The sequence below is a fragment of the Bradyrhizobium sp. SMVTL-02 genome (assembly GCF_051853005.1).
Lineage (GTDB): Bacteria > Pseudomonadota > Alphaproteobacteria > Rhizobiales > Xanthobacteraceae > Bradyrhizobium.
Genome location: NZ_CP182469.1, coordinates 3,439,330 through 3,461,867, shown reverse-complemented (window position 1 = coordinate 3,461,867; position 22,538 = coordinate 3,439,330). Strand labels below are relative to the sequence as shown.

The 22,538-nt window shown below is 62.4% G+C and carries 19 protein-coding genes; 13 read left to right on the top strand and 6 right to left on the bottom strand.

The window, feature by feature from the left end:
• Positions 1-17: 17 nt before the first annotated feature.
• Together ACNJYB_RS16060 and moaA are read left to right on the top strand one after the other, a co-directional pair.
• A complete protein-coding gene (locus ACNJYB_RS16060) occupies positions 18-710 on the top strand; it encodes an HAD-IA family hydrolase (RefSeq protein WP_439375571.1) in 693 nt (230 codons plus the stop codon).
• A gap of 299 nt (positions 711-1,009) precedes the next feature.
• A complete protein-coding gene (moaA, locus tag ACNJYB_RS16055; RefSeq protein WP_439374828.1) occupies positions 1,010-2,044 on the top strand; it encodes a GTP 3',8-cyclase MoaA in 1,035 nt (344 codons plus the stop codon).
• Between the two features lie 42 nt (positions 2,045-2,086).
• On the opposite strand, the gene ACNJYB_RS16050 is transcribed toward moaA, so the two are convergent.
• From ACNJYB_RS16050 to ACNJYB_RS16040, 3 genes are all read right to left on the bottom strand, one after another.
• A complete protein-coding gene (locus ACNJYB_RS16050) occupies positions 2,087-4,336 on the bottom strand; it encodes an ABC transporter substrate-binding protein (RefSeq protein ID WP_439374827.1) in 2,250 nt (749 codons plus the stop codon).
• Positions 4,337-4,481: 145 nt separating this feature from the next.
• Positions 4,482-6,011, bottom strand: a complete 1,530-nt coding sequence (locus ACNJYB_RS16045) for an aldehyde dehydrogenase family protein (RefSeq protein WP_439374826.1) — start codon at positions 6,009-6,011, stop codon at positions 4,482-4,484.
• A gap of 7 nt (positions 6,012-6,018) precedes the next feature.
• A complete protein-coding gene (locus tag ACNJYB_RS16040; RefSeq protein ID WP_439374825.1) occupies positions 6,019-6,891 on the bottom strand; it encodes an NAD(P)-dependent oxidoreductase in 873 nt (290 codons plus the stop codon).
• 107 nt (positions 6,892-6,998) lie between these two features.
• Here ACNJYB_RS16040 and ACNJYB_RS16035 point away from each other — a divergent pair, with 107 nt between their 5' ends.
• The 7 genes from ACNJYB_RS16035 to ACNJYB_RS16005 all read left to right on the top strand — a co-directional run bounded on the left by ACNJYB_RS16035 (position 6,999) and on the right by ACNJYB_RS16005 (position 14,707).
• Complete coding sequence (locus tag ACNJYB_RS16035) at positions 6,999-7,922, top strand: LysR family transcriptional regulator (RefSeq protein ID WP_439374824.1); 924 nt, start codon at positions 6,999-7,001, stop codon at positions 7,920-7,922.
• A gap of 291 nt (positions 7,923-8,213) precedes the next feature.
• On the top strand, positions 8,214-8,753 hold the full coding sequence (locus ACNJYB_RS16030) for a TRAP transporter small permease subunit (RefSeq protein ID WP_283080164.1): 540 nt from the start codon (positions 8,214-8,216) through the stop codon (positions 8,751-8,753).
• On the top strand, positions 8,750-10,351 hold the full coding sequence (locus ACNJYB_RS16025) for a TRAP transporter large permease (RefSeq protein ID WP_439374823.1): 1,602 nt from the start codon (positions 8,750-8,752) through the stop codon (positions 10,349-10,351). The genes ACNJYB_RS16030 and ACNJYB_RS16025 overlap by 4 nt, the downstream gene beginning before the upstream one ends.
• A gap of 127 nt (positions 10,352-10,478) precedes the next feature.
• A complete protein-coding gene (locus ACNJYB_RS16020) occupies positions 10,479-11,768 on the top strand; it encodes a M20/M25/M40 family metallo-hydrolase (protein ID WP_439374822.1) in 1,290 nt (429 codons plus the stop codon).
• 271 nt (positions 11,769-12,039) lie between these two features.
• Positions 12,040-12,252 (top strand): hypothetical protein, encoded by a 213-nt coding sequence (locus ACNJYB_RS16015; protein ID WP_439374821.1) that lies wholly within the window; start codon positions 12,040-12,042, stop codon positions 12,250-12,252.
• A 154-nt stretch (positions 12,253-12,406) separates the two neighbouring features.
• Entirely contained in the window at positions 12,407-14,026 is a 1,620-nt protein-coding gene (locus ACNJYB_RS16010; RefSeq protein WP_439374820.1) for an MASE4 domain-containing protein, read from the top strand.
• A gap of 141 nt (positions 14,027-14,167) precedes the next feature.
• On the top strand, positions 14,168-14,707 hold the full coding sequence (locus ACNJYB_RS16005; RefSeq protein ID WP_439374819.1) for a hypothetical protein: 540 nt from the start codon (positions 14,168-14,170) through the stop codon (positions 14,705-14,707).
• Positions 14,708-15,178: 471 nt separating this feature from the next.
• On the opposite strand, the gene ACNJYB_RS16000 is transcribed toward ACNJYB_RS16005, so the two are convergent.
• Positions 15,179-15,322 carry a hypothetical protein gene (locus ACNJYB_RS16000; protein ID WP_439375821.1) on the bottom strand — a complete coding sequence of 48 codons (144 nt, stop codon included), beginning with the start codon at positions 15,320-15,322 and terminating at the stop codon, positions 15,179-15,181.
• On the opposite strand from ACNJYB_RS16000, the gene ACNJYB_RS15995 reads away from it, so the two are divergent.
• Both ACNJYB_RS15995 and ACNJYB_RS15990 read left to right on the top strand, forming a co-directional pair.
• Complete coding sequence (locus ACNJYB_RS15995) at positions 15,279-15,596, top strand: tyrosine-type recombinase/integrase (RefSeq protein ID WP_439375570.1); 318 nt, start codon at positions 15,279-15,281, stop codon at positions 15,594-15,596. The two genes, ACNJYB_RS16000 and ACNJYB_RS15995, sit on opposite strands and share 44 nt — an antisense overlap.
• Positions 15,597-15,608: 12 nt before the next feature.
• Positions 15,609-15,746 carry a hypothetical protein gene (locus tag ACNJYB_RS15990; RefSeq protein WP_439374818.1) on the top strand — a complete coding sequence of 46 codons (138 nt, stop codon included), beginning with the start codon at positions 15,609-15,611 and terminating at the stop codon, positions 15,744-15,746.
• Positions 15,747-15,858: 112 nt separating this feature from the next.
• On the opposite strand, the gene ACNJYB_RS15985 is transcribed toward ACNJYB_RS15990, so the two are convergent.
• Together ACNJYB_RS15985 and ACNJYB_RS15980 are read right to left on the bottom strand one after the other, a co-directional pair.
• Complete coding sequence (locus tag ACNJYB_RS15985) at positions 15,859-17,523, bottom strand: SulP family inorganic anion transporter (protein WP_439374817.1); 1,665 nt, start codon at positions 17,521-17,523, stop codon at positions 15,859-15,861.
• A gap of 65 nt (positions 17,524-17,588) precedes the next feature.
• A complete protein-coding gene (locus tag ACNJYB_RS15980) occupies positions 17,589-18,074 on the bottom strand; it encodes a phosphoribosyl-AMP cyclohydrolase (protein WP_439374816.1) in 486 nt (161 codons plus the stop codon).
• 273 nt (positions 18,075-18,347) lie between these two features.
• Here ACNJYB_RS15980 and ACNJYB_RS15975 point away from each other — a divergent pair, with 273 nt between their 5' ends.
• On the top strand, positions 18,348-19,448 hold the full coding sequence (locus ACNJYB_RS15975) for an efflux RND transporter periplasmic adaptor subunit (RefSeq protein WP_439374815.1): 1,101 nt from the start codon (positions 18,348-18,350) through the stop codon (positions 19,446-19,448).
• 59 nt (positions 19,449-19,507) lie between these two features.
• On the top strand, positions 19,508-22,510 hold the full coding sequence (locus ACNJYB_RS15970; protein ID WP_439375569.1) for an efflux RND transporter permease subunit: 3,003 nt from the start codon (positions 19,508-19,510) through the stop codon (positions 22,508-22,510).
• The last annotated feature ends 28 nt before the right edge of the window (positions 22,511-22,538 follow it).

Here is a 22,538-nt window from a genome sequence, read left to right as displayed (position 1 = left end):
CCATGACCTCGCCCGCCATGACCTCGTCCTACACGCTCGTTTTCGATCTCGACGGCACGCTCGTGGATACGGCGCCCGACCTGATCACCGCGCTGAACTACGTGCTCGACCGCGAAGGCCTGCCACCCGTGCCGATGGCCTCGGCCCGCAACATGATCGGCGCCGGCGCCCGCAAGCTGATCGAGCGGGGTCTGGAGGCCGAGGGCCGCACCGTCCGCCCGACCGACATGGACCGTATGACGGCAGATTTCATCGGCTATTACGCCGAGCATATTGCCGTCGAATCCCGCCCCTTTGAGGGCCTCGAGGGAGCGCTCGACCATTTTGCGGCGCAAGGTCATCGCCTCGCGGTCTGCACCAACAAGCTGGAATGGCTGTCCAGGCGCCTCCTGGACCAGCTTGGCCTGAGCCGCCGCTTCGCGGCGATCTGCGGCGCCGACACCTTTGGCGTTCAGAAGCCCGATCCGACCATCTTCCGGGAGACGGTGGCCCGGGCCGGCGGCAACGTGAAATCCAGCATCATGGTCGGCGACGCCGGAACCGATATCGGGGTCGCCCGGCGGGCCGGGGTGCCCGTGATCGGGGTCAGCTTCGGCTACACGGACGTGCCGATCGCGGAGCTCAAGCCGGACCGGCTGATCCATCACATGCGCGACCTGCCAGCGGCCGCCAGCAGCCTGATGACGGGCTGGAGCTCGTCAAGTAACTGAAATCACAGCAAAAAAACGCGAAGATGTCGCGCGTTACGAATTAACTATGCGCGACGCGCCGGTTGCCCGCCCCAGCGACGTCCCTAAGGGCCGCCCGCGATGTGGCGGTTCGTCGCAGCAGCCGCGGCGCCGGCTGTTGCCGCACCCACAGCCGGCTCGCCGTGTCCCGGTCCGAACGCGAGCAAGCGCTGGGTAACGTATACCACCCGATTGTCCTAGCCGCGTCCGGTGCTTAGATTGCTTCCAGAGCACCGCCGAAGCAAAGGTGCCCCGTTGCCGTAAGTGACAAGGCATTTGGTATGAACGGATCTTCTGCTAGCCCCCGCGCTGCGCTGTCGAGCGCGATGACCGATCCGTTCGGGCGGACCATCACTTATCTGCGCGTTTCGGTCACCGACCGCTGCGACCTGCGCTGCTTCTACTGCATGTCGGAAGACATGACGTTCCTGCCCAAGGCGGACCTGCTGACGCTGGAGGAACTCGACCGGCTCTGCTCGGCCTTCATTGCCAAGGGCGTGAAGAAGCTGCGCCTCACCGGCGGCGAGCCCTTGGTCCGCCGCAACGTGATGTCGCTGGTGCGCTCGCTGTCGCGGCACCTCGAGAGCGGCGCCCTGAACGAGCTGACGCTGACCACCAACGGCACGCAGCTGGCAAAGCATGCCCGGGAGCTCGCCGATTGCGGCGTCCGCCGCATCAACGTCTCGCTCGACACGCTCGACTCGCAGAAGTTTCGCGAGATCACCCGCTGGGGCGAGATCGACAAGGTGCTGGAAGGCATCGAGGCCGCGCGGGCCGCTGGCCTCGCCGTGAAGATCAACGCGGTCGCGCTGAAGAACCTCAACGAGGACGAGCTGCCTTCGCTGATGCGCTGGGCCCACGGCAAGGGCATGGGCCTGACCTTGATCGAGGTGATGCCGATGGGCGAGATCGGCTCGGGCCGCATCGACCAGTACCTGCCGCTGTCGCTGGTGCGCGCGCGCCTCGCCCAGCAATTCACCATGACGGATCTTGCCGAGAGCACCGGCGGGCCCGCGCGCTATGTCAGCGTCGCCGAGACCGGCGGCAAGCTCGGCTTCATCACGCCGATGACCCACAATTTCTGTGAATCCTGCAACCGCGTGCGCATCACCTGCACGGGGACGCTGCACACCTGTCTCGGCCACGAGGATGCCTCGGACCTGCGCAAGCCGCTGCGTGCATCGGATGACGACATGCTGCTTGCGGATGCTATCGACCGCGCCATCGGACTCAAGCCCAAGGGCCACGATTTCATCATCGACCGTCGTCACAACCGCCCCAGCGTCTCCAGGCACATGAGCGTCACCGGCGGCTGAAGCATGATCCGGCCCCGGAGCGCCGCGTCAGTGCATTAGGCGTCACGAGGCATAACGCCGATAGAGCACGACGATGACAGCGAGCACCGTCCCGGCATAGATGACCTGCGCTGCGTGATCCAGAACAACAGCGGAGCGTTTTCGGCCGGCGGCCCGAAATTTTTCGTGCTTGTAGCCCGCCAATATCGTCATCAGGCATAGTACGAAGAAAATGTAGAACATCTCTTCGACCACCACCGTGTATCCGACATCGCCGATCTGGCTGCTCACCGCTACGAGCAGCACTGCGCTCGCCAGGATGGAGGTCACCGGGATCGTCACGCGTTCACGAAACATGGTTTCGGGAAAGAACAGCGTCGCGAAAACGACGAGCACGAGCAAGAACATCGGCAGCAGGTTCTTCAGCATGTAGATGGAGGAGCTGCGACGCAGTACGATGGTCGCATCGAATCCTGCGAATTCCGTCATTGCCTCGGCATCGAACAGCGACGCCTTGCCGAGCGTCGATCCGCTGGACATGGCTTCGACGAAATATTTCAGTCCGAGAAATCGCCAGAGCGGAAGTCCGGAATAGGCCCCGTCCTCGGCCCGCGAGCTTCCGTCGTCGGCAAGGCGCAAGCCGAACCGATCGATGACATAGGTGATGAGTTCCCGCCGCTGTTCCGTGTTCTGGAAATGCAGACGCAATTCCTGCGTGTCGAACGGATAATCATGGAGATCGAAACGGGCCTTGAAATCGCCGTTGATGCGATAGAGCCGATAGCTCAGGCCGTCTTCCTGTCCAGCCTGAATCGGCCGAGCTGCATCGAATGCCCCGCGATCCAGCAAGGCCGGGAATTCGACGTGCGTCTGTGCCTCATCGTCGCCAGCGAACCGCATCCAGAGATAGAAGTCGACGTTGAACGAATTTTGCTTCACGTCGATTCGACTGACGCGAATGATGTCGATGCCGGTGTAAACGACGCGTTGAATCCAATAGCGCCGACGCTCGAACGCGATGACATGGCCCTTCTCCCGTTCGGCGTCGAGATCGATTCCATCCGGCTGATCGATGCGCACCAGTTGCAGCGGCGCCGTGACGAACCGACCGTAACGGAAGAAACCCATTCGGATCGGGCGCGGGATGTCGCGGTTAGAGTTGAAATAGAGCCGTCCCGTCAGCCCGACGACCGCCGATTTCGGACTGTCGATGGCGGCCAGTGCGAGGCGCACCCGGTCGCGATCCGCAACCTTGCTGTCGGATGGTTTCTGAATCCCCTGCCCCATAAACTGGCGATGGACGGCAGCTCGTCTCAGCGCGTCGATCATCAGGCGCGCGGCGTCGTACGAGCCACCGCCAACCCAGCTTGGGGAGGTTCCCGCTCTAGCTTTGTAGTCGGCGGCGAAAGCCTGCGCCGCCACGCCGGCGCTGTCGAAAATCAACGACGATGCCGCATACAGATTCTCACTGAAGAAACCCGGACGCGTTTGTTCCTCGGGCTCGTTGACGAAATTTCTCAGATAGCTTTCGCGGCCCGCGCCCTGGGTTGTGATGATCGTCCCCTTGATGCCACGGCGACGCAGCGCCTTGACGATGTCTGCGATATAGTCGGCGGCCGCGCCGACGACGATGACACCGGGACCGGGCTCCTGCGCGGCAGCGTCCAGCGCCTCATCCGTCGATCGGATCTGACCGGCTGAGAGGTCCAGTCCGAACACACGCAACTGCTCCGCAGGATAGGCCGCCGCAAATCCACGCTCAAAACTCTTGCCGTAGGAATCGCGCGTGTGAACAAGACGGACTCTTGGCTCCTTCATCACGGCCCGCAGATGTTCCGCGATCGAGCGCGCCTGTGCGGAGACCGGCGAGAGCGCACGAAAATAATAGTCACTGGTGGATGTCAGATCGTCGGCGGCCGCGCTTCCCGTGAGCGCCGGAATCCGCGCATCCTTATATGCCGGCGCTGCCGCGAGCGATGCGGAGCTGAGATAATGGCCGAGCACAGCGACGCATGGACTGTCGGCGATCGCCTGCGCATTCGCCCGCGCCACGGCTGGATCGCTTGCGTCGTCGAACAGAACGAGTTCAATCGGCCGTCCGTTGACGCCACCCTTGGCGTTCACTTCGTCGATTGCAAGCTGCATCGCGATCAGGCTTTCCGTCCCGGCCGGGGCGGATGGGCCAGAGAGCGAATTGGCGAACGCGATGCGAATAGGCTCCGGGCGGGTCCAGAGGATGGCGGCCCAGGCGACGCCGAGCACCAGGGCGACGCCCGCAACAACGGCAAGCCCCATGATAAGCCGCGGCTTCATCGTCGATCCTCGCATCGGTCGGCATAAGCCGAGATTCTCCAGATCGAGGCATCAGTCAGGTGGAGATTGCCGCCGCTGAGAGCGTTTTTCAAGCCTGCCCGATCGCCCCGGCAAGATCTACGTGCTCAAACCATAACCGACGACATCACTCCCGAATCCCCGGCGCGTAGCCGAATCCGACCGCCGGTTCGGCCGCGGTCTCGACCCAGACACTCTTGACCTGGGTATATTCGAACAGTGTCTCGACACCGCTCGAACGGCCGTAGCCGCTCATGCCCGACCCGCCGAAGGGCGAGGCGACGTTGATCGTCTTGTAGGAGTTGATCCAGAAGGTCCCGGCCCTGACTTGCGCGGCGACCCGGTGTGCGCGTGCGACGTCGCCCGTCCAGACCGCGCCCGCCAGACCGAAATCGCTGTCATTGGCGATTGCGATCGCTTCCTCCTCGGAATCGAACGGGATCGCGGCGACGACAGGCCCGAAAATCTCGTCACGGGCCACCGCCATGCTGTTGCTGACGTCGCGCAGCACGGTCGGCGCGACGAAGAAGCCGCCCTTCGCGGGGCTGCCGTCGCTGCCGGTCGCAAGCTTCGCGCCCTCCTCGAGGCCCTGCTTCACCATGCCGAGCACGCGGGCGTACTGGCGGGCGTTGTTGATCGGCCCGACCTCCGTCTCCGCCGCGCCAGGCGCGCCGAGCTTCAGCTTCGCAGCCCCATCGGCGACCATTTTGACGAAGCGATCATAGATGGAGCGCTCGACCAGCAGCCGCGAGCCCGCGACGCAGCTCTGTCCGGCGCCAGCGAAGATCGCCGACTGGGCGCCGATCGCGGCGCGCGCGAGGTCGCCGTCGGCAAATACGATGTTCGCAGACTTCCCGCCGAGTTCGAGCACACAGGGCAGCAGCCGCTTGGCCGCGGCTTCCGCGATCAGCCGGCCGGTCGGTACTGAACCCACGAACACGACTTTGTTCACGGCAGGCTGGCCAAGCGCGGCCTGCCCCGTCGTGTGGCCGTAGCCTGCGAGCACGTTGACGAGTCCGACCGGCAATCCCGCTTGTTCTGCGAGAAGCGCGACTGCCATCGAGGTGAGCGGCGTCAGCTCCGACGGTTTCAGCAGCACGCCGTTGCCCATGGCGATGGCGGGTGCGACCTGCCAGCCGCAGGTGAAGATCGGCGCATTCCAGGGCGTGATCTGGAGCACCACGCCGACGGCTTCGCGCCGCGTGTAGTTGAGATGGCTCGACGGCACCGGGATCACGTCGCCGTGGAATTTGTCGGCCCAGCCGGAATAGTACTCGAACATCTCGGAGACCTTGGCGACCTCGACACGCGTGTCGCGGATCGGTTTGCCCGCCGAGAGCGACTCGAGTCGTGCCAGCTCCTCGGCCTTGCCCTCAATGGCCCGCGCGATCGCCTGCATGACGCGCCCGCGCGCCGCGCCGGTGAGCCGAGACCAGCCGGCTTGCGCCGTGACGGCCACTGCAACCGCCTCGGCGACGACCCCCTCGCCGGCATCGCGATAGGCGTAGAGCGGCGCGCCGGTTGCGGGATCATCAACCGTGATCACCTCGCCCGTGCCAGGGACGGCGCGGCCCGCGACGTGAGAACCGATCGCCCCGCAATCAGGCCAGAACGGCGCGAGCGCATCGCGCAACCGGGTTTCGATGAAAGGGGTCATGTGTCGCTCACATCCTCTCGAGCTGAGTTTCGACGATCCTGTTGAAGTCTTCGCCGTCGCCGATCGAAGCGGCGCTTTGCGCCCAGATCCGCGCGGCCTCCGCGGCAATCGGCAGGTCGAGCGCGAGTTCGCCGATGAGCTGGCTCGCCAGGCGCACGTCCTTGCGCATCAGCTTCATGGTGAAGCCGGAATCGAAGGCGCCATTCAGAACCCAGGTCGGCAGATTGACCTGCGTGACGCCGGACCGGCCGGAGCCGGCATTGAGGCCTTCGAGCAGCCGGGCCGGATCGACCTGGGCCGCGCGCGCGATGCTCATCGCTTCGGCGGCGGTCAACAGATGCGCCGCGCACAGCAGATTGTTGATGAGCTTGCAGACGTGACCGGCTCCGACCGATCCGACGTGGACGCGCTTCGCGCTCATGTCGGCAAGGACAGGCTCGACCGCGGCCACGTCAGCGTCCGCGCCGCCGATCACCATGGTCATGGTGGCGGTGATGGCGCCTTTCGGGCCGCCGCTGACCGGCGCGTCGATCATCGCCATGCCATGCGCGGCGAGCGCCGCAGCAAGTTGGCGGGTCGTTTCCGGGTGGGATGTCGAGGTGTCGACGACGCGCAGTCCGGGCCGTGCATGGGCGATGATTCCGCCCTCGCCGGCGACGACGGCATCGACGATCTCGGCGGTCGGCAGCGAGAGGATGAGCAGATCAGCGCGCGCGCAAAGCGGCCCGACACTCTCGAACACCGCGACACTTTCCGATGCGAGCGCGCTACGCGTCCTTTCCGAGGAGTCGGTCCCGAGCACCTCATGCCCGGCCCGCCGCAGCGAGAGCGCCATGCCGCGCCCCATATTCCCGAGCCCAACGACGCCGACGACCGCCATGTTGTGTCCCTCACCCTACGATTTCAGGCAAAACCATACGGATCCGGCCCCGGACTGGGCATCAGCGGCGCGGTTGCCTAATGTTGCCTCATGAGCAACACTTGGGCATGAGCAATCCACTCGACGAGAACCGGCTTCGCTATCTGTTCGAGGCCGCGCGCTGCGGCGCCGTGCGCGCCGCGGCCGACGCGCTCGGGGTGAACCCGTCGGTGGTCAGCCGCCAGATCGCCCTGCTGGAACGGGAGCTCGATGCCGCCCTGCTCGATCGCCATAGCCGGGGCGTGCGGCCGACCGAGGCCGGCGAGCTTCTGATCGCGCATTATCGACGCCACACCGTGGACCGCGACGACACCCTCGCCCGCTTGCGGGAACTTCAGGGGCTGCACCGCGGTCACATCGACCTCGTGCTCGGCGAGGGCTTTGTCGCCGATCTCATGGGTGGCGCGCTCGGCGAGTTCTGGCGCAAGCATCCACGGCTGACCATTTCGCTGGAACTGGCGGGCACGAGCGATGTCATTCGCGCCATCGCCGACGACCGCTGCCACATCGGGCTCGTCTATCATCCGCCCCAGGATCCGCGAATCCGCTCCTGCGCGGGCATCCGGCAGCCGATCTGCCTGATCGCCCGCCCCGACCATCCGCTTGCGAAGCTGCGCCGCCCGGTCAAGCTCCGGGAGATTGCCAGGCACACGCTCGGGATCATGCATGCGGGTTACGGCACGCGTCAGTTGCTCGCGATGGCCGAAACGTCCGAGAAGATCGGCCTCTCGCCGAAGCTGACCACGACCTCGATCAGCATCTTGAGAGATTTCGTCCGGTCCGACCTTGGCGTGACCCTGCTACCGGCGTTTTCGGTGGCAGCGGACCTCGAGGACGGATCGCTGGTCGCCCTCCCGGTCGACAATGCGCTGCTCGCCTCGGCAGAAGCCCACATCATCACCCGGTTGGGCCGCGAGTTGCCGAACGCGGTCAGCCAGTTGCTCAGATTCCTGATCGGCCGGATGAAGGCCTTCCAGGCCGGTCGCCGCTAATCCGAGCTTTCGCGCCCTTAAGCTTTTGAGCCGGCGTCAACTTGTCCATTTTCCGATTGACGGCAGGTGAAGCCGCTGGTTTGGTGCGACCGCCTTTGCTTGCCCGGCAACAATAAGCCGGCCCGCCCCGTTGGCGGTCGCGGTCAAGACGGCAAGGCACGAGGGGAGGACTGACGCCGCAACGCTTTTCGGAAAACGAACCGTGCGGTCGCGTGCTTTTTCGCATGCGGACCGAGCGAAGCGTGCTGATGCTGCTCCCGTGAAGTTAGACCGCGACGGAGAAAAAATAAGATGCGTCCATTGCTGGCGGTGAGCAACGCCATCGACCTTCTCAACGAGAAGATCGGCTACGTCTGTAACCTCCTGGTGCTTTTGTCCTGCCTGGTCAGTGCGGCCAACGCCATGATCCGCTACGCCTTCAGCTACTCCTCCAACGGCTGGCTGGAGCTGCAATGGTACATGTTCGCGATCCTGGTGATGTTCGGCGCGTCCTACACCTTCAAGCGCAATGAGCACGTCCGGGTCGAGATCTTCTATCTGCTGCTGTCCGAGCGCGGCCAGCTCCTGCTCGACCTGATCGGCACGCTGTTCTTCCTGATCCCCGCCTGTCTCCTGCTCGCCTATCTGTCCTGGCCGTTCTTCATGCAGGCCTATGACGTCGGCGAGATGTCCGGCAATGCCGGCGGCCTGATCCGCTGGCCGATCAAGTTCGTGATTCCCGCCGGCTTCGTCCTGCTGGCGCTCCAGGGTGTTTCCGAAGTCATCAAGCGTATCGCGGCTCTGCAGGGCTATGTGACGATCGACGCCAAGTACGAGAGGCCGACCCAATGATTACGCTGGAAATGATGCCGCCGCTGATGTTCGGCGGCCTGGTTCTGGCGATGCTGATCGGCTTCCCGGTGGCGTTCACGCTTGCCGCGGTCGGCCTGTCCTTCGGCTTCCTCGCCATCCATCTCGGCTTCTTCGACCTCAACTTCCTGCAGGCGATTCCCGGCCGCGTGTTCGGCAGCGTGCTCTCCAACGAGCTGCTGCTCGCGATCCCGTTCTTCACCTTCATGGGCTCGATATTGGAGCGATGCGGGCTCGCCGAAGACATGCTGGATTCCATGGGCCAGCTGTTCGGCCCGGTCCGCGGCGGCCTCGGCTATTCCGTGATCATCGTCGGCTTCATCCTCGGCGCCATCACCGGCACGGTTGCGGCGCAGGTGATCGCCATGGCGCTGATCTCGATGCCGGTGATGATCCGCTACGGCTACAACATGCGCTACATCACCGGCGTCCTGGCGGCCTCCGGCACCATCACGCAGCTGGTGCCGCCCTCGCTGGTGCTGATCGTGCTCGCCGACCAGCTCGGCAAGTCGGTCGGCGACATGTATCTCGGCGCCTGGGGCCCCTCGGTGTTCCAGATCATGCTGTTCGCCGGCTACACCTTCATCCTCGGCCTGATCAAGCCGGACCACGTTCCGCCGGTGCCAAAGGAGGCCCGCACGCTGACCGGCTGGGCGCTGTGGAAGAAGTGCCTGATGGGCATCATCCCCTCGGCCGTGCTGATCTTCGTCGTGCTCGGCACCATGATGATGGGCCTTGCGACGCCGACGGAAGCCGGCGCAATGGGCGCGGTCGGCGCCATCGTGCTAGCCGCGATCCATCACAAGGACTTCACCTCGAACGATCGCAAGGTGCTGGTCACCGGCGTGGTCGCCGCCGGCATCGGCACCATCGTCGCGATGCTGTTCAGCGAGAATTTGATCTTCAAGCTCGCCTTCGCAGTGACTTATTTCGCGGTGGCATGGATCTGCTTCCAGGCCGCGCGCATCCCGGACCTGCGCGACCTCATCAAGCAGGGCTACGAATCCACCATGCGCCTCACCTGCATGGTCACCTTCATCCTGATCGGCTCGACCTGCTTCTCGGTGGTGTTCCTCGGCGTCTCCGGCGGCGTCTGGCTCGAGCATCTCCTGACCTCCCTGCCCGGCGGCGTCTGGGGCTTCCTGATCTTCATCAACCTCTTCATCTTCTTCCTGGCGTTCTTCCTCGACTTCTTCGAGATCGCCTTCATCATCCTGCCGATGATCGCGCCGATCGCGCAGAAGATCCTCGCTCCCGTCGTTGGACCGGACGCGGCGCTGATCTGGTTCGGCGTGATGCTGTGCGTGAACATGCAGACCTCGTTCCTGCATCCGCCGTTCGGCTTCGCGCTGTTCTACCTGCGCGGCGTGGCGCCGAAGGAAGTGAAGAGCTCCGACATCTATTGGGGCGCGATGCCCTGGATCGGCCTGCAGATGATCATGGTGCTGCTGGTGATCATCTTCCCGTCCGTGGTGACGGGCCTGCTCGACAAGCCGCTCAACGTCGATCTCGACAAGGTCAAGATCGAGGTCCCGCAGATCGAGCTGCCGCCGCTGGATCTGGGACCGCCGCAGAAGTAAGTGGCGAACGCGAGCTGCCTCTCCCCCTTGTGGCCAGCAGGGGGAGAGGGTGCAGCATCGCCGCCGCGTGACAATCGCGACAAACACAGGCATACCGGCTCCTTCTTCAACCGATGGACCGCCGCGCATGCTCCGATCGCACCCTGTTCTCTCGCTCGTCGCACCAATGATCGCCTCGCTGTGGCTGGCATGTGCCCCGACCGACGCGCACGCCGAGCCCGTGGCCGACGTCCACGCGCTGGCAGAGAAGGAGCAACAGCCGCTGCTCGACACGCTGCGTGATCTCGTCAGCATCGAATCCGGCAGCAGGGACATCGACGGCCTGAACCAGATCGCCGCGCGGGTGGCCGACCAGCTCAGGCAACTCGGCGGCGCCGTGGAGATCCTGCAGCCCACCGACATCTATCGCCTCGACGACACGCCCGAGAAGATCGGTCCTGCCGTGCACGCCGTGTTCAAGGGCACCGGCAGCAGCAAGATCATGCTGATCGCCCACATGGACACGGTGTACCTGAAGGGCATGCTGAAAGACCAGCCGTTCCGCATCGACGGTGACAAGGCCTATGGCCTCGGCATTGCGGACGACAAGCAGGGCGTCGCGCTCATTCTCCACACCGTGGCGATGCTGCAGAAGCTGAACTTCAGGAAATACGGCACTCTCACGGTGCTCACAAATGGCGACGAGGAGATCTCCTCGCCCGGCTGGCGCAGCGCCATCACGAAATTCGCCTCGGATCAGGACGTGGTGTTCTCGTTCGAAGGCGGCGGCACCGACGGCACGCTGCGGCTCGCCACCAGCGGCATCGGCTCGGCCTATCTTTCGGTGATCGGCAAGTCGTCGCACGCCGGCTCAAGGCCTGAGGGCGGCATCAACGCGCTCTACGAGCTCTCGCACCAGGTGCTTCAGATGAAGGACCTCTCCAAGCCCGAGCAAGGCCTGAAGCTGAACTGGACCGTCTCCAAGGCCGGCACCAACCGCAACGTGATCCCGGCCGAAGCCACGGCCCAGGCCGATGCGCGCGCGCTCAAGGTCTCGGATTTCGACGAGCTGGAAAAGGCGCTGCAGGAGAAGATCAAGAACCGCCTGCTGCCCGATTCCAAGGTCGAGCTGAAATTCGAGGTACGCCGTCCGCCGCTCGAGGCCAACGACGCCTCGCGCCGCGTGGCGGCCTACGGCAAGACGATCTACGGGGAGCTCGGAATGCCTCTCCAGATCGACGAGAAAGCGACCGGCGGCGGCACCGACGCCGCCTTTGCCGCGCTCAAGACCAGGGGCGCGGTGATCGAAGGCATGGGTCTCTCGGGCTTCGGCGCGCATTCCAACGATGCCGAATATGTCAAGCTCGACACCATCGTGCCGCGTCTTTACCTGACCACGCGCATGATCATGGATCTGTCCACCGGCAAGGTGAAGTAGGGCCGGCCTTCTTCCTTCTCCCCCTGTGGGAGAGTGAGGATCTATGTAACCGATTGATCGCGCGGGCAAAACGGAAAGTGGTGTCCGTATAGTGTCCCTTGTACGGGGTTCCTCGAATGGCGCGCCCCGCGCGCCCTCGCCCGGTGCCCTTGTAACCTGTCGCCCAGCCGCGCTCTACGGCCTTCGCGCTGCGGCTCTGTGGATGCGCTGGCGCGGGGGCCTGCCGCCCGACGTTCCGGCCTCGCTGTGCGGCCCTCCCTGCGGCCCTCTGATGCCTGCCGATGCCGGTGCCGCCGCGCGCCCGATGCCGCTGCCTGAAGCTGGCGCGCTCGCGGTGCCGCGCCGTCGCGCTGACGGTGCGCTGCCCGCACGCCTGCCGCCGCCCGTGCTGGCCATCGCTGCGTCGTCTCGCGTGCTGGCGCTGTCGCTCGTGACGCTGGCGCTTAACGAACGCGGTGAACCGCCGCTGGATCAGCAGGGCTGAGGATCGGTTGGTGTGATAGCCTGCACGGGGTGGTGAGGTTTCATGGCGAGCGCAACGGCGTCCTGCGTGTACCTTCGCCCGAAGAATACTGGAAAGTAGGCTTCGATCTCCGGCATCATGTGTTCGGTCGTGAGCCCGATCTTGAAAGAGTGCGATGCCGAACAGTTTAAAAGGTGGTCACTTCGACCCTGCTGCGGTAGTTCGGGATTTTCCGCCTGCGATTGCAACGGTCCCAGCGACAGCGCAGCAGCGCCGAGCGGCGATTAGCGTTGTGATTGCACTGATCGTCGTTACTGCAGTGGTCGCGCCGTTTGCTAATAGGACCCTTGGCCGCGTTGACGCTTTTGTCCCCGTTCTGCAAACGGTCTTGGCAACGGCTGACCTCATCACGGCGATACTGCTGCTCGCGCAATATGTGATCCTGCCACAGCGAGCGCTCTTGGCTGTTGCAGCCGCGTATCTTTGCAGCGCGTCATTTGCGTTTCTGCAGACGCTTAGCTTTCCGGGCGGCTATGCGCCGACGGGCCTCATCGGCGACGGGACCAACACCTCTGCTTGGTTCTTCGTTTTCTGGCATCTGACGTACCCGCTCGGCATCCTGATCTACGCGTTTTCGAAGGATGCGCCGGTTCGCAGCATGCAACTGGATCGGCCCGGTGAGGCGGCTATCGGCGTAACGATCGTCAGCGTATTCGTTGTGGTGGCCGGATTGGCGTGGCTTGCTACAGCGGGGCTTGGAAGTCTGCCGGTCTTCTACCGGGACAGCGTCACCCTGCAAACACGGCTGGGCAACCAAGTAAACCTCGGTTTGCTACTCTGGTACGCCATCGTCCTCGTGGTATTGCTGGTCCGCAAGCGCACAATCCTCGACATCTGGCTGGCCGTCATCCTGATGGCATGGATGCCTAATTTTGTGGTGGCTATGCTTGCCAGCTCGGTACGATTTTCTTTAGGTTGGTACGCATCGCGCGGCTTTGCGCTTTTTGCAAGCTTTGTGCTGTTGAGCGTTCTTCTGACCGAGATGACAGTGCTGTATTCTCGCTTGGCCAATGCTTTCTCGTTGTTGCGCCGGGAACGCACGAACCGGCTGATGAGCGTGGACGCGGCCACCTCAGCGATCGCGCATGAGGTGCGCAGCCCGCTCGGTGCGATCGCCCTCAACGCTGATGCTGCCCTCGCTCAGCTTCGTTCCACGCCGCCCGGACTTGCGGAGGTCGGGGTCATTCTTAGCGATATTGAGGCAGACGCCCTACGGGTGAATGAGGTTCTCTCGGGCATTCGCGCGCTGTTCAAGAGAGAGCCGGGCAACCGGGTGGTCCCTGTACACCTCGAAGCCCTCATTCGGCATGCAGTCACGCTGTCCGAGCATGACCTGCTCGCAAGCGGCACTGCCGTATCGACTGATTTCCGTGGGGGTCGGACTATTGTGCGGGCCGACCCTATTCAACTACAGCAGGTGGTTCTGAACCTGATCAGGAATTCAATCGATGCCATGGCCAACACGGCCCCCGATAATCGACAGGTGACCATTTCAATGGAAGCTGACAACGGGTCAACCGTCGTGCTGTCCGTAAGCGACAGTGGCACCGGCATCGCGAAGGAAGATCAGGATCGCATCTTTGATGCGTTTTTCACCGAGAAGGCGGCGGGCATGGGATTGGGCCTCGCCATCAGCCGTGCCATTGTGGAAGGTCACGGCGGAACATTACGACTGGTGAAATCCGATCCGAAGGGATCAGTGTTTGAAATCGAACTTCCGACTGATCGCGGTTGAGCACACGTAGTGTGGGTGAAAGGCGAAGGCGTTGCAGAGGCCATTGCGGGACGATGCACTGATGATCGTCAGGCGCGGGACGGACAAAGAGGATCGCGCGGCGCAAGCGCAACTCAACAACCCTTTCCTTGAGGACCTCGAATGAATAAGCAATCTGCGGCAGAAGCGAAGCGAGAATGCATCGCTGAAATGGGTGTACCGCTCGGCACGCAGTACGCTGAGCTTTGGCAGGAAATCGCGCATTTGCATCTCACATGGCTTGAGTACGTCGAGCTATTTGGGAAAAAGAAAAGCAGGATTGATCTGCTAAACAGCGCAGCGCCGTCCTTTTTCCGAATGATCCAAGACCGGTTGAGGGAAGCTGTGTTCCTACACATCGCACGGTTGACCGACCCGCCAATCTCGCTCGGCAGGAAAGACAAATCAAACCTCACGCTCCTCAACCTGCCGGGTTTAATGGACGATCCCGAACTGAAACATGAAGTGGATAAGCGGTGTGGAACGGCTCTTGCCGGAGCGGCATTCGCCCGTGACTGGCGAAACCGCCACATCGCACACCGCGACCTCGACCTTGCGTTAGGGGGGAACGCCAAACCGCTTCCTGACGTACAGATCAGGGAGGTGAGCGACGCACTAAACTCATTTGAAGCGGTTCTGAATGCGATTGCGCGTCACTTCTAAAATCTGAAACGAGCTTTGGCCATGCAATAAGCCATAAAGGCGCAATCAACTTACTCTATGTGATCGACGTCGGACTGACGGCCCAAAAGGAGCGGGATGCACGCATTGCGGCGGGCGATTACTCAGAAGCGAACTTCCCCGCTAGAGACCTGTGAGCCTTGCAGCGGCGCCATCCCTCCAGCTTCATCGCACCGTGCCTGCCGTCGAAGGCGGCGCGATCACCGTCCGGTGCTTCCCGGACAAAAGGTCTCCTTCTGGCCAACGCGTCGGCATAGCCGCTCGTAACAATGGCTAGTGTCTGGGTTCACCGTTGCGGTCAACCTACCCAAACTCGACCCCGAACATCCCCGCACCCGCGTCCTCTCCGAGGACGAGATAAGGATCTTTTGGCATGGTCTGGACCGCGACGACCTCCCCTATGATCGCCGGACGCGGCTGGCGCTGAAGTTCGAGCTGGTCACCATGCTGCGCTCACGTGAACTGCTCGGGGCGCACCGGGATGAGCTGTTCGACCTCGACGGCGAGCATCCGCGCTTCGACGTCCCCCCTCAAGCGGGTCAAAAAGCGGCGCGTGATCCAGCAGCCGTCGTCGGATCTGGCCGTCGAGATCATCAAGGAGGCCCTCGCCTCAGATGATCAGCAGTTTGTGTTCGAGAGCCCCATGTACAAAGGCCAGCCAATCCACCGCAAGGCGATGGCCGACGCCCTGCGCGGCACCAAGCACGAGAAGAACAAGGACAAGACGAAGACTGCCGGCCTTTGTGAACTGCTCGGCCTCAAGCCGTTCACGCCACATGATCTGCGCCGGACGGCGGCCACGTTGGCAGGCGATCTCGGCTTCGACGATGCATGGATCGCGAAGTGCCTCGATCACGACCCCAGCAAGTAGTCCGATGTTGTCGTGCCGACCGTGACGGGCAAGGTCTACAATCACTCGAAGCGGATGAAGGAGAAGCGCGCGGTGCTAAATGGCGTAACGGCGGAGCTGCGGCGGATCGTCGGTAAGCCCGCTGATGCTGGGCTTCGCCTCGTCGCCTGACGATCACGGTTGCGACGTCCGCTTCACTGCTAACACGGGCATCACCACCGGTCTCATGCACGTCCACGGTGGGCACATAAGCAGACATTCACCGCAGGCGGCTGACATAACGCTATTGGTTGCCTCCCAAGGATTTCAACGACCGTCCTGCTTCGGTGTTGAGCTCTTCAACTATGGCCGGGAGCCTCTGTTTGAAGCTGTCGAAATTCTGGAAGATGTCCCCTTCAGACAAGAGATCCGGAACAATATGCATCGCCTCGAGCTGATCGATCTGATCTCGAGGAAGTCCGACAACGAACACCTTCAGCCCGGCGGCTTCCAGGTCAACCAGCACATCCTGGAGCGCGTAGATTCCGGATTGATCCATATAGGTCACGCGCTCCATCCGCAGCACGAGCATCTTTCCGTCCGACGCCCGCTCGGCAATTCGCCGAAACGCATAGACAAAACCAAAGAACAACGGCCCGGTGACGTGCTTGATTAGCAGCCGTTGCTTCAGCGCGTCCGGAATCTCGAGTTCATCCTGCCATAGTTCGTCCTCGACCAGCGTCAGCGTCGTGCTCTGTTCCATCGTGCGCGCGATCTTGATCATGAAGATCAGGGACGCAAGCACAGCGCCGGTGCCGACCGCCGTGATCAGATCGGTGAATATCGTCAGCACAACCACGATCAGCATGACCCATGTGTCGCCGCGCGGTGCGCGGAACAAATGACCGAGGCTGCGATAGTCGATGATGCTCAAGCCGGCGCTGACCAGAATTCCCGACAGGACGGCATGAGGAATGTACCGCACCACGCTCGACAGGCCGAGGAGAACGGCCAGCAGGAATAGACCGTGGATCACGCCCGAGGAGCGATGCCGTCCGCCGGCGCGAACGTTAATGGCAGTTCGCATGAAGGCGCCTGCGCCCGGAATGCCGCCGAACAGCGCCGCCCCGATGTTACCGGCGCCCTGTCCAATGAGCTCTCGATTGCTGTCGTGATGCGTCCTCGTCATGTTGTCGGCGGCGAGCGACGTCGTCAAAGCATCGATCGCGCCGAGGAATGCCAGTTGAAAGGCGGTGACAAAAGCGAACTTGAGATCGGCGATGTTGAGCTGGGGCAGGACAAAGTCCGGCAGCCCCTTGGGAATGTCTCCGATCGTCGGCACCGAAAGACCGAAAGCCACCGCCAGGCCCGTCAGCAGGATCAATGCGACGAGAGACGGTGGGACAGCCGAGAAAAACCTTGGGAGAACGAATGATATCGCAATGGTCGCCGCCGCCAGCAGAAAGGCATCGATGCGAGCACCTTTCGTGAGGGCCCCCAGAGATTTCAGGATTTCGGCCGGACTGGACGACGGCGACTGCAGGCCCGCTATCGGGAATATCTGCTGAATGATGATGATGATGCCGATGCCCGTCATCAGGCCAGAAATCGCCGGATATGGCAGAAAGCGAATGTAATTTCCGAGCCTTGCGAGCCCGAAGGCGACTTGCAACGCACCTGCGAGGCAGAAAATTCCGACGACCGACGCAAGCTGCAGCGTCCCGTTGGGCACGGTGTTTGCCGCAACAATGCTCGCGGCAATGAGCGTCATGGGTGCCGTCGGCCCGGAGATCTGGACGGGTGTGCCACCCACCACCGCGGCGACGATGCCTAGGATAATGCCGCCGTATAATCCAGCGGCCGGCCCCAATCCCGAGGCAACCCCGAACGCGAGGCAAAGCGGCAAGGCGACGATGCCGGCAGTTATGCCGCCGAAAATATCACCACGCGTGACCGCGAGCCCTGACAATATCCCCCCTTTCCAACCCCCGGACAGAGCCGGCGAGTTCACCCTCGCGAGTGGTATGCAATCAATCAGGCCTCGGGAACGTAAGGCAGTGCCGATTTGTGAGCACAAAGCCGCAGTTTGCCGTCGCTGCAGAGGCGGAACACGAATGTCTTGTCGACCATGATCTCATTTCCCTCATAATCGACCGCATAGACGTTACCCATCGTGATGGCGATCATTCCGTGAATCTGAATGCCATTTTCGGCGGCGTTGTTGTCGTACCAGGCGCGCGCCCAGGGCTTCAGGGCAAAGCCCTTGTCGTTGGGAAACTCGGGATCGCCACCGACGAAGTATGACACCGCTCCTTGAGCCGTGCTACGAAATGTGTGCGCGCCGTGGGCCAATGTCGGCTTGAAGAACACGACACCGTCCCGATAGTCGTAGAGTTCTTCGACCAACCTCGTTGCCGTCGCGCGAACATCTCCTGATGCTCTGTAGACTTTTCCAATCTCGACCAAGCCATCGCACCATGCCTGTTGAGCCGCATTCACTTTAGCTTCCGTGATGGCCATGGATCTCTCCACTGTGGTCGGGGGATTGCGCATGCTCTCGCTTCGGCTAGGCATTTTCAATGCCTGGATTGCATCTCTTCCTGAACTTCGCACTGCAATGCGTGGGAATTGACGCAGATCAACGCTAAAGCAATTTCTCTCGTTCAGCGGGCTCGTGAGCCAGCACGTAAGGGGCGCATTATTGGAATCGGGCGCCCTTGGCAGGCGACATCCTTTAGGGAAGAATGCAACGCGCGGACGTCGCCTCACCCGCCGCCTCAGACGGAGCCGACCATGCATCGACCACCTCTGCGGCTTCTGATCTGCGCGGCCCTTGTGCTGGGGCTGCAAGGCTGCGGTGAGAAAGACCGAGGGGCAACCGAGCAGCCCGTACGCGGTCTTCGCGCTTTCAAGGTCGCGGCCAAGGCTGAGAACCGCGTCCGCCGCTTTCCCGCCGTGTTGCAGCCGGCAGACGTCAGCAGCCTGTCATTCGAGATCGCAGGCCAGTTGAAAGCGGTCACTCTCATCGTCGGCCAAAAAGTGGCGCTGGGCGAGGTGCTGGCAGAAATCGACCCCCGTTCGCTGCAGACGCAAGTCGAGCAAGCGAGCGCCGGCGTGCAGCAGGCACAAGCACAGTTAGACAACGCGGAAGCGGACTTCCAGCGCAAGGAGGAGCTGCTCAAGAAAGGCGTCACGGCCCAGGCCGTCTTCGATCAATCAAGAGCTGCGCTACTGACCTCCCGGGCACAACTGGATCAGGCCAAACGCCAGCTTGACCTGGCCGATCACAACCTGGACCGGAGCAAGCTTCCAGCGCCGTTTTCCGGCACCGTTGCCCGCGTCGACGTCAAATCCTTCGCTCAAGTCGCGCCCGGACAGCCGATCCTGACCCTGTATAGCGATGATCGTTTCGAAATGTCGTTTCTGGCGCCTGCGGCGACCTTTCAAAGCCTGCGGGTCGGTCAGCCAGTCGCCGTCAAAGTCGCCGACATGCCAGATCTTTCCCTGAAGGGTGATATCAAAGAGCTCGGATCCAAAGCGGAGCAGGTCTCGGCCTTTCCGGTCGTCGTCAGGCTCGACAACAACGTTGCCGGCTTGAATGCCGGCATGTCGGCGGAAGTCACGATCGAAGAGCCGTTGAGCGGCGGACGAAGCGGCTTCCTGGTGCCGCTCAGCGTCCTTGCTCCGGAGGGCAAGTTGGAGGGTACGGCGACCGTCTTTCTCTATGACGGCGGCAGCTCGACCGTTAAAAAGCACAGCATCAAAGTCGGCGGAGTTCGCGACAATCATCTGGTCGTCACCGAGGGACTTGGCGCGGGCGACATCGTCGCCTCCGCCGGCGTGTCCTACCTGGTGGATGGCGAGAAAGTAAAACTTCTCCCCGTGCAGGAGTAGGCACCGTGAATCTCCTCACGCTATTCGGCCTTGCGCGGTCGCGGTTCACGATCGCCGTCATGATCTGCCTGCTGCTCGCCGGGGTCGTTCTCTATCCGAACTTCCCAAAGCGCGAGGACCCGGTCATCGTCATCCGCACCGCAGTGGTGTCGGCGCTTTTCCAAGGCATGGCGCCGGAGCGCATGGAAAATCTGGTTGCTGTCCCGATCGAGCGCAAAATCCGCGAGCTCGCCGAGGTCAAGGACATCAGGACGCTCGCCACCGAAGGGGCGCTCACGATTTACGTGGACCTGAAGGATGAGGTTGGCAACGTCAACGCAGCCTGGCAGCGGCTTCGCGACAAGATGGGCGACGTGAAGGTCGAACTACCGGACGGCGTGATTGGTCCGTTCGTCAACAGCGACTTTGGCGATGTCGCCGTTGCGACGATCGCAATCACTGGCGAGGGCTTTTCCCAGCGCGAGATGAAGGACATGGCGGAGGACTTTCGCAAGAAGCTCTATCAGCTCCCGGGAATCTCCAAGATCGATCTCTTGGGTGTCCAGGACGAGCGAGTCTGGCTGGAGCTGGACACGCGAAAGCTCGCCGCGGTCGGCGTTCAGGTGAACGCCTTGATCAAGGACCTCCAGAGTCAAAACGTCGTGCTGCCATCCGGAGCCGTCAACGCCGATGGCACACGCCTGCTGCTCGAGACGTCGGGCGACTTTCCGAGCGTCCGCGCGATCGAGACGATGCTGACGAAAGTCGGCACAGGCGACAATTTGGTGCGGCTCGCCGACCTCGTGACCGTTCACCGCGGCTATGCTTCGCCCAAGATCAAGCCCGTCTACTTCAACGGACGGCCTGCAGTGGTGCTCAGCGTGGTCATGCAACCCGATCAGGACGTCACGCAGCTCGGCCGCAGTTTGCGTGCGGCCGCGCGAGACTACGAGCAGCAGCTTCCGATAGGATATGCGATCGAGTTTGCGACCTACCAGGCCGAACAGGTCCGCGCGTCCGTCAACTCGGCGCTGTCGAACGTCGCACAGACCTTCATCGTCGTTGCGGCGCTGGTGGTTCTGTTTCTGGGCCTGCGCGCAGGGGTGATTGCAGCGATGATCGTCCCGTTCGCCGTGATGTTCTCGCTCATCGGCATGCGAGTGCTTGGGCTCGCGCTCGAGCAAGTCTCCATCGCCGCCATCATCATCGCGCTTGGTCTGCTGGTCGACAATGGCGTGGTCATGGTTGAGGACATCGTCAGCCGGATTGACCGCGGAATTCCCGCTCAGGGCGCGGGTCTTGCGGCGGGCGAGCAGTATGCCTTTCCACTGCTGATATCGTCGATCACGACGATTGCGGCCTTTTTGCCGCTGTTCCTTCTGCCGGGATCATCCGGTGAATATGCGTTCTCGCTCGCAGCGGTCGTCGCCCTGACACTGGCCGGCTCCTGGATTTCCGCACTCTACATTCTGCCCGCGCTCACGGTTTGGTTCATCGGCCGCGGGCGTGCTCCCGGCAACGAAGAGATTTCGCCGTCCCGGCTGCAACGTCTCTACGGTGCGATGTTGCAGTCGGCCCTCCGCTTCTCGCCTGTCGTGTTGATCGGTTGCATTGTCCTGGTCGTGCTGGCGCTGACCCAGTTCGGCCGGCTGCCGAAGCAGATGTTTCCGCTGAGCGAACGCAACCAGTTTCTCATCTATATGAACATGCCCGACGGAACGGACATCTCGCAGACCGAAGCACGTGCACTGGAAATTTCGAAATGGCTCGGAGAGAGGGCGCAAAATCCGGAGATTACGAGCAGTATTCTCTATGTCGGAGATGGCGGGCCCCGGTTCTATCTGACGCTGACGCCCGTGGCGCCCGACCCGGCTGCAGCGTTCTTCCTGGTGAACACCAGTGACTATCAGAACGCGATCAGGGCGGCAGATCGTGCCTGGAGCTATCTCTATGCCAACCACCCGGAAGCCAGGTTCAAGATCAAGCGGCTGGCGATGGGCTCGGTGGAATCGGGCATCGTCGAAGTGGAGATTTCGGGCCCCGACGGTGAGCGCCTGCTGGCGCTCAGCCAGAAGGTGAGATCGCTCTTTCACGCAGCTCCCGGGATCCGCGACAACGAGGACGATTGGGGAAATAAGCTGATCAAGGTGGTGATCGATATCGACCAGGATCGCGCGCGCCAGCTTGGAATAACCTCGGAGGAAATCGCCCAGCTCCTCAGTACCTATTTCAGCGGAGCCGCGGTGTCGATCTATCGCGAAGGCGATAGCCTCATTCCGATCGTGCTCCGGGCCACCGCCCATACTTCCGAGAGCCTCGAAGGCCTTACCAGCGCGACCTTTGCGAAAAATGGGACTCTCATTCCGCTTGCGCAAATCGCGAGGCTGAAACCCGGCTTCGATGTTGCGCGGATCCGCCGCAAGAACCAGGAACGGACCATTACGGTCACGGCGCGGAGCGCGTCATTGACGGCCGGGCAACTCCTGGATTCCATCCGTCCCGCGTTGCAGTCGCTGGATCTCAGCGGCGGATATCACATCGATATCGCCGGCGAGATCCAAAAGAGCGCGGAGACCAACCAGAAGCTTGTCGCCGGATTTCCCGTAGCCCTCGGCGTCATGATTCTTGCAATCATCCTGCAATTCAACTCCTTCCGCCGCACACTCCTGACGTTCATCACCATACCGCTGATCCTGATCGGTATCCCCTTTGGCTTGCTGCTGACCGGACAACCGCTTTCCTTCTTCGGCACGCTCGGCATCATCAGTCTTTCGGGCATCATCATTAACAACGCGATCGTGCTCATCGACCAGATCGACATTGAGCGCGAGAAGCTGGATTTGCGAGATGCGATTGTTAGCGCGTCGGAGAAGCGCCTGCGTCCAATTCTGCTGACGTCCGCGACCACAGTTCTCGGGCTGGCGCCGATGGCGATTGCGGGCGGCGCGCTATGGCAGCCGATGGCCGTGCTGATGATGTCGGGACTCGCGATCGCTTCGCTGTTGACCCTGTTCTTTGTGCCGACCGTATATTTGCTGTTGTTCCGGTTCGACAAAAAAGGCGGTTACCCGCAAACCAACTGATCCGTTAATTCGCCGTCAGGCGCCGATC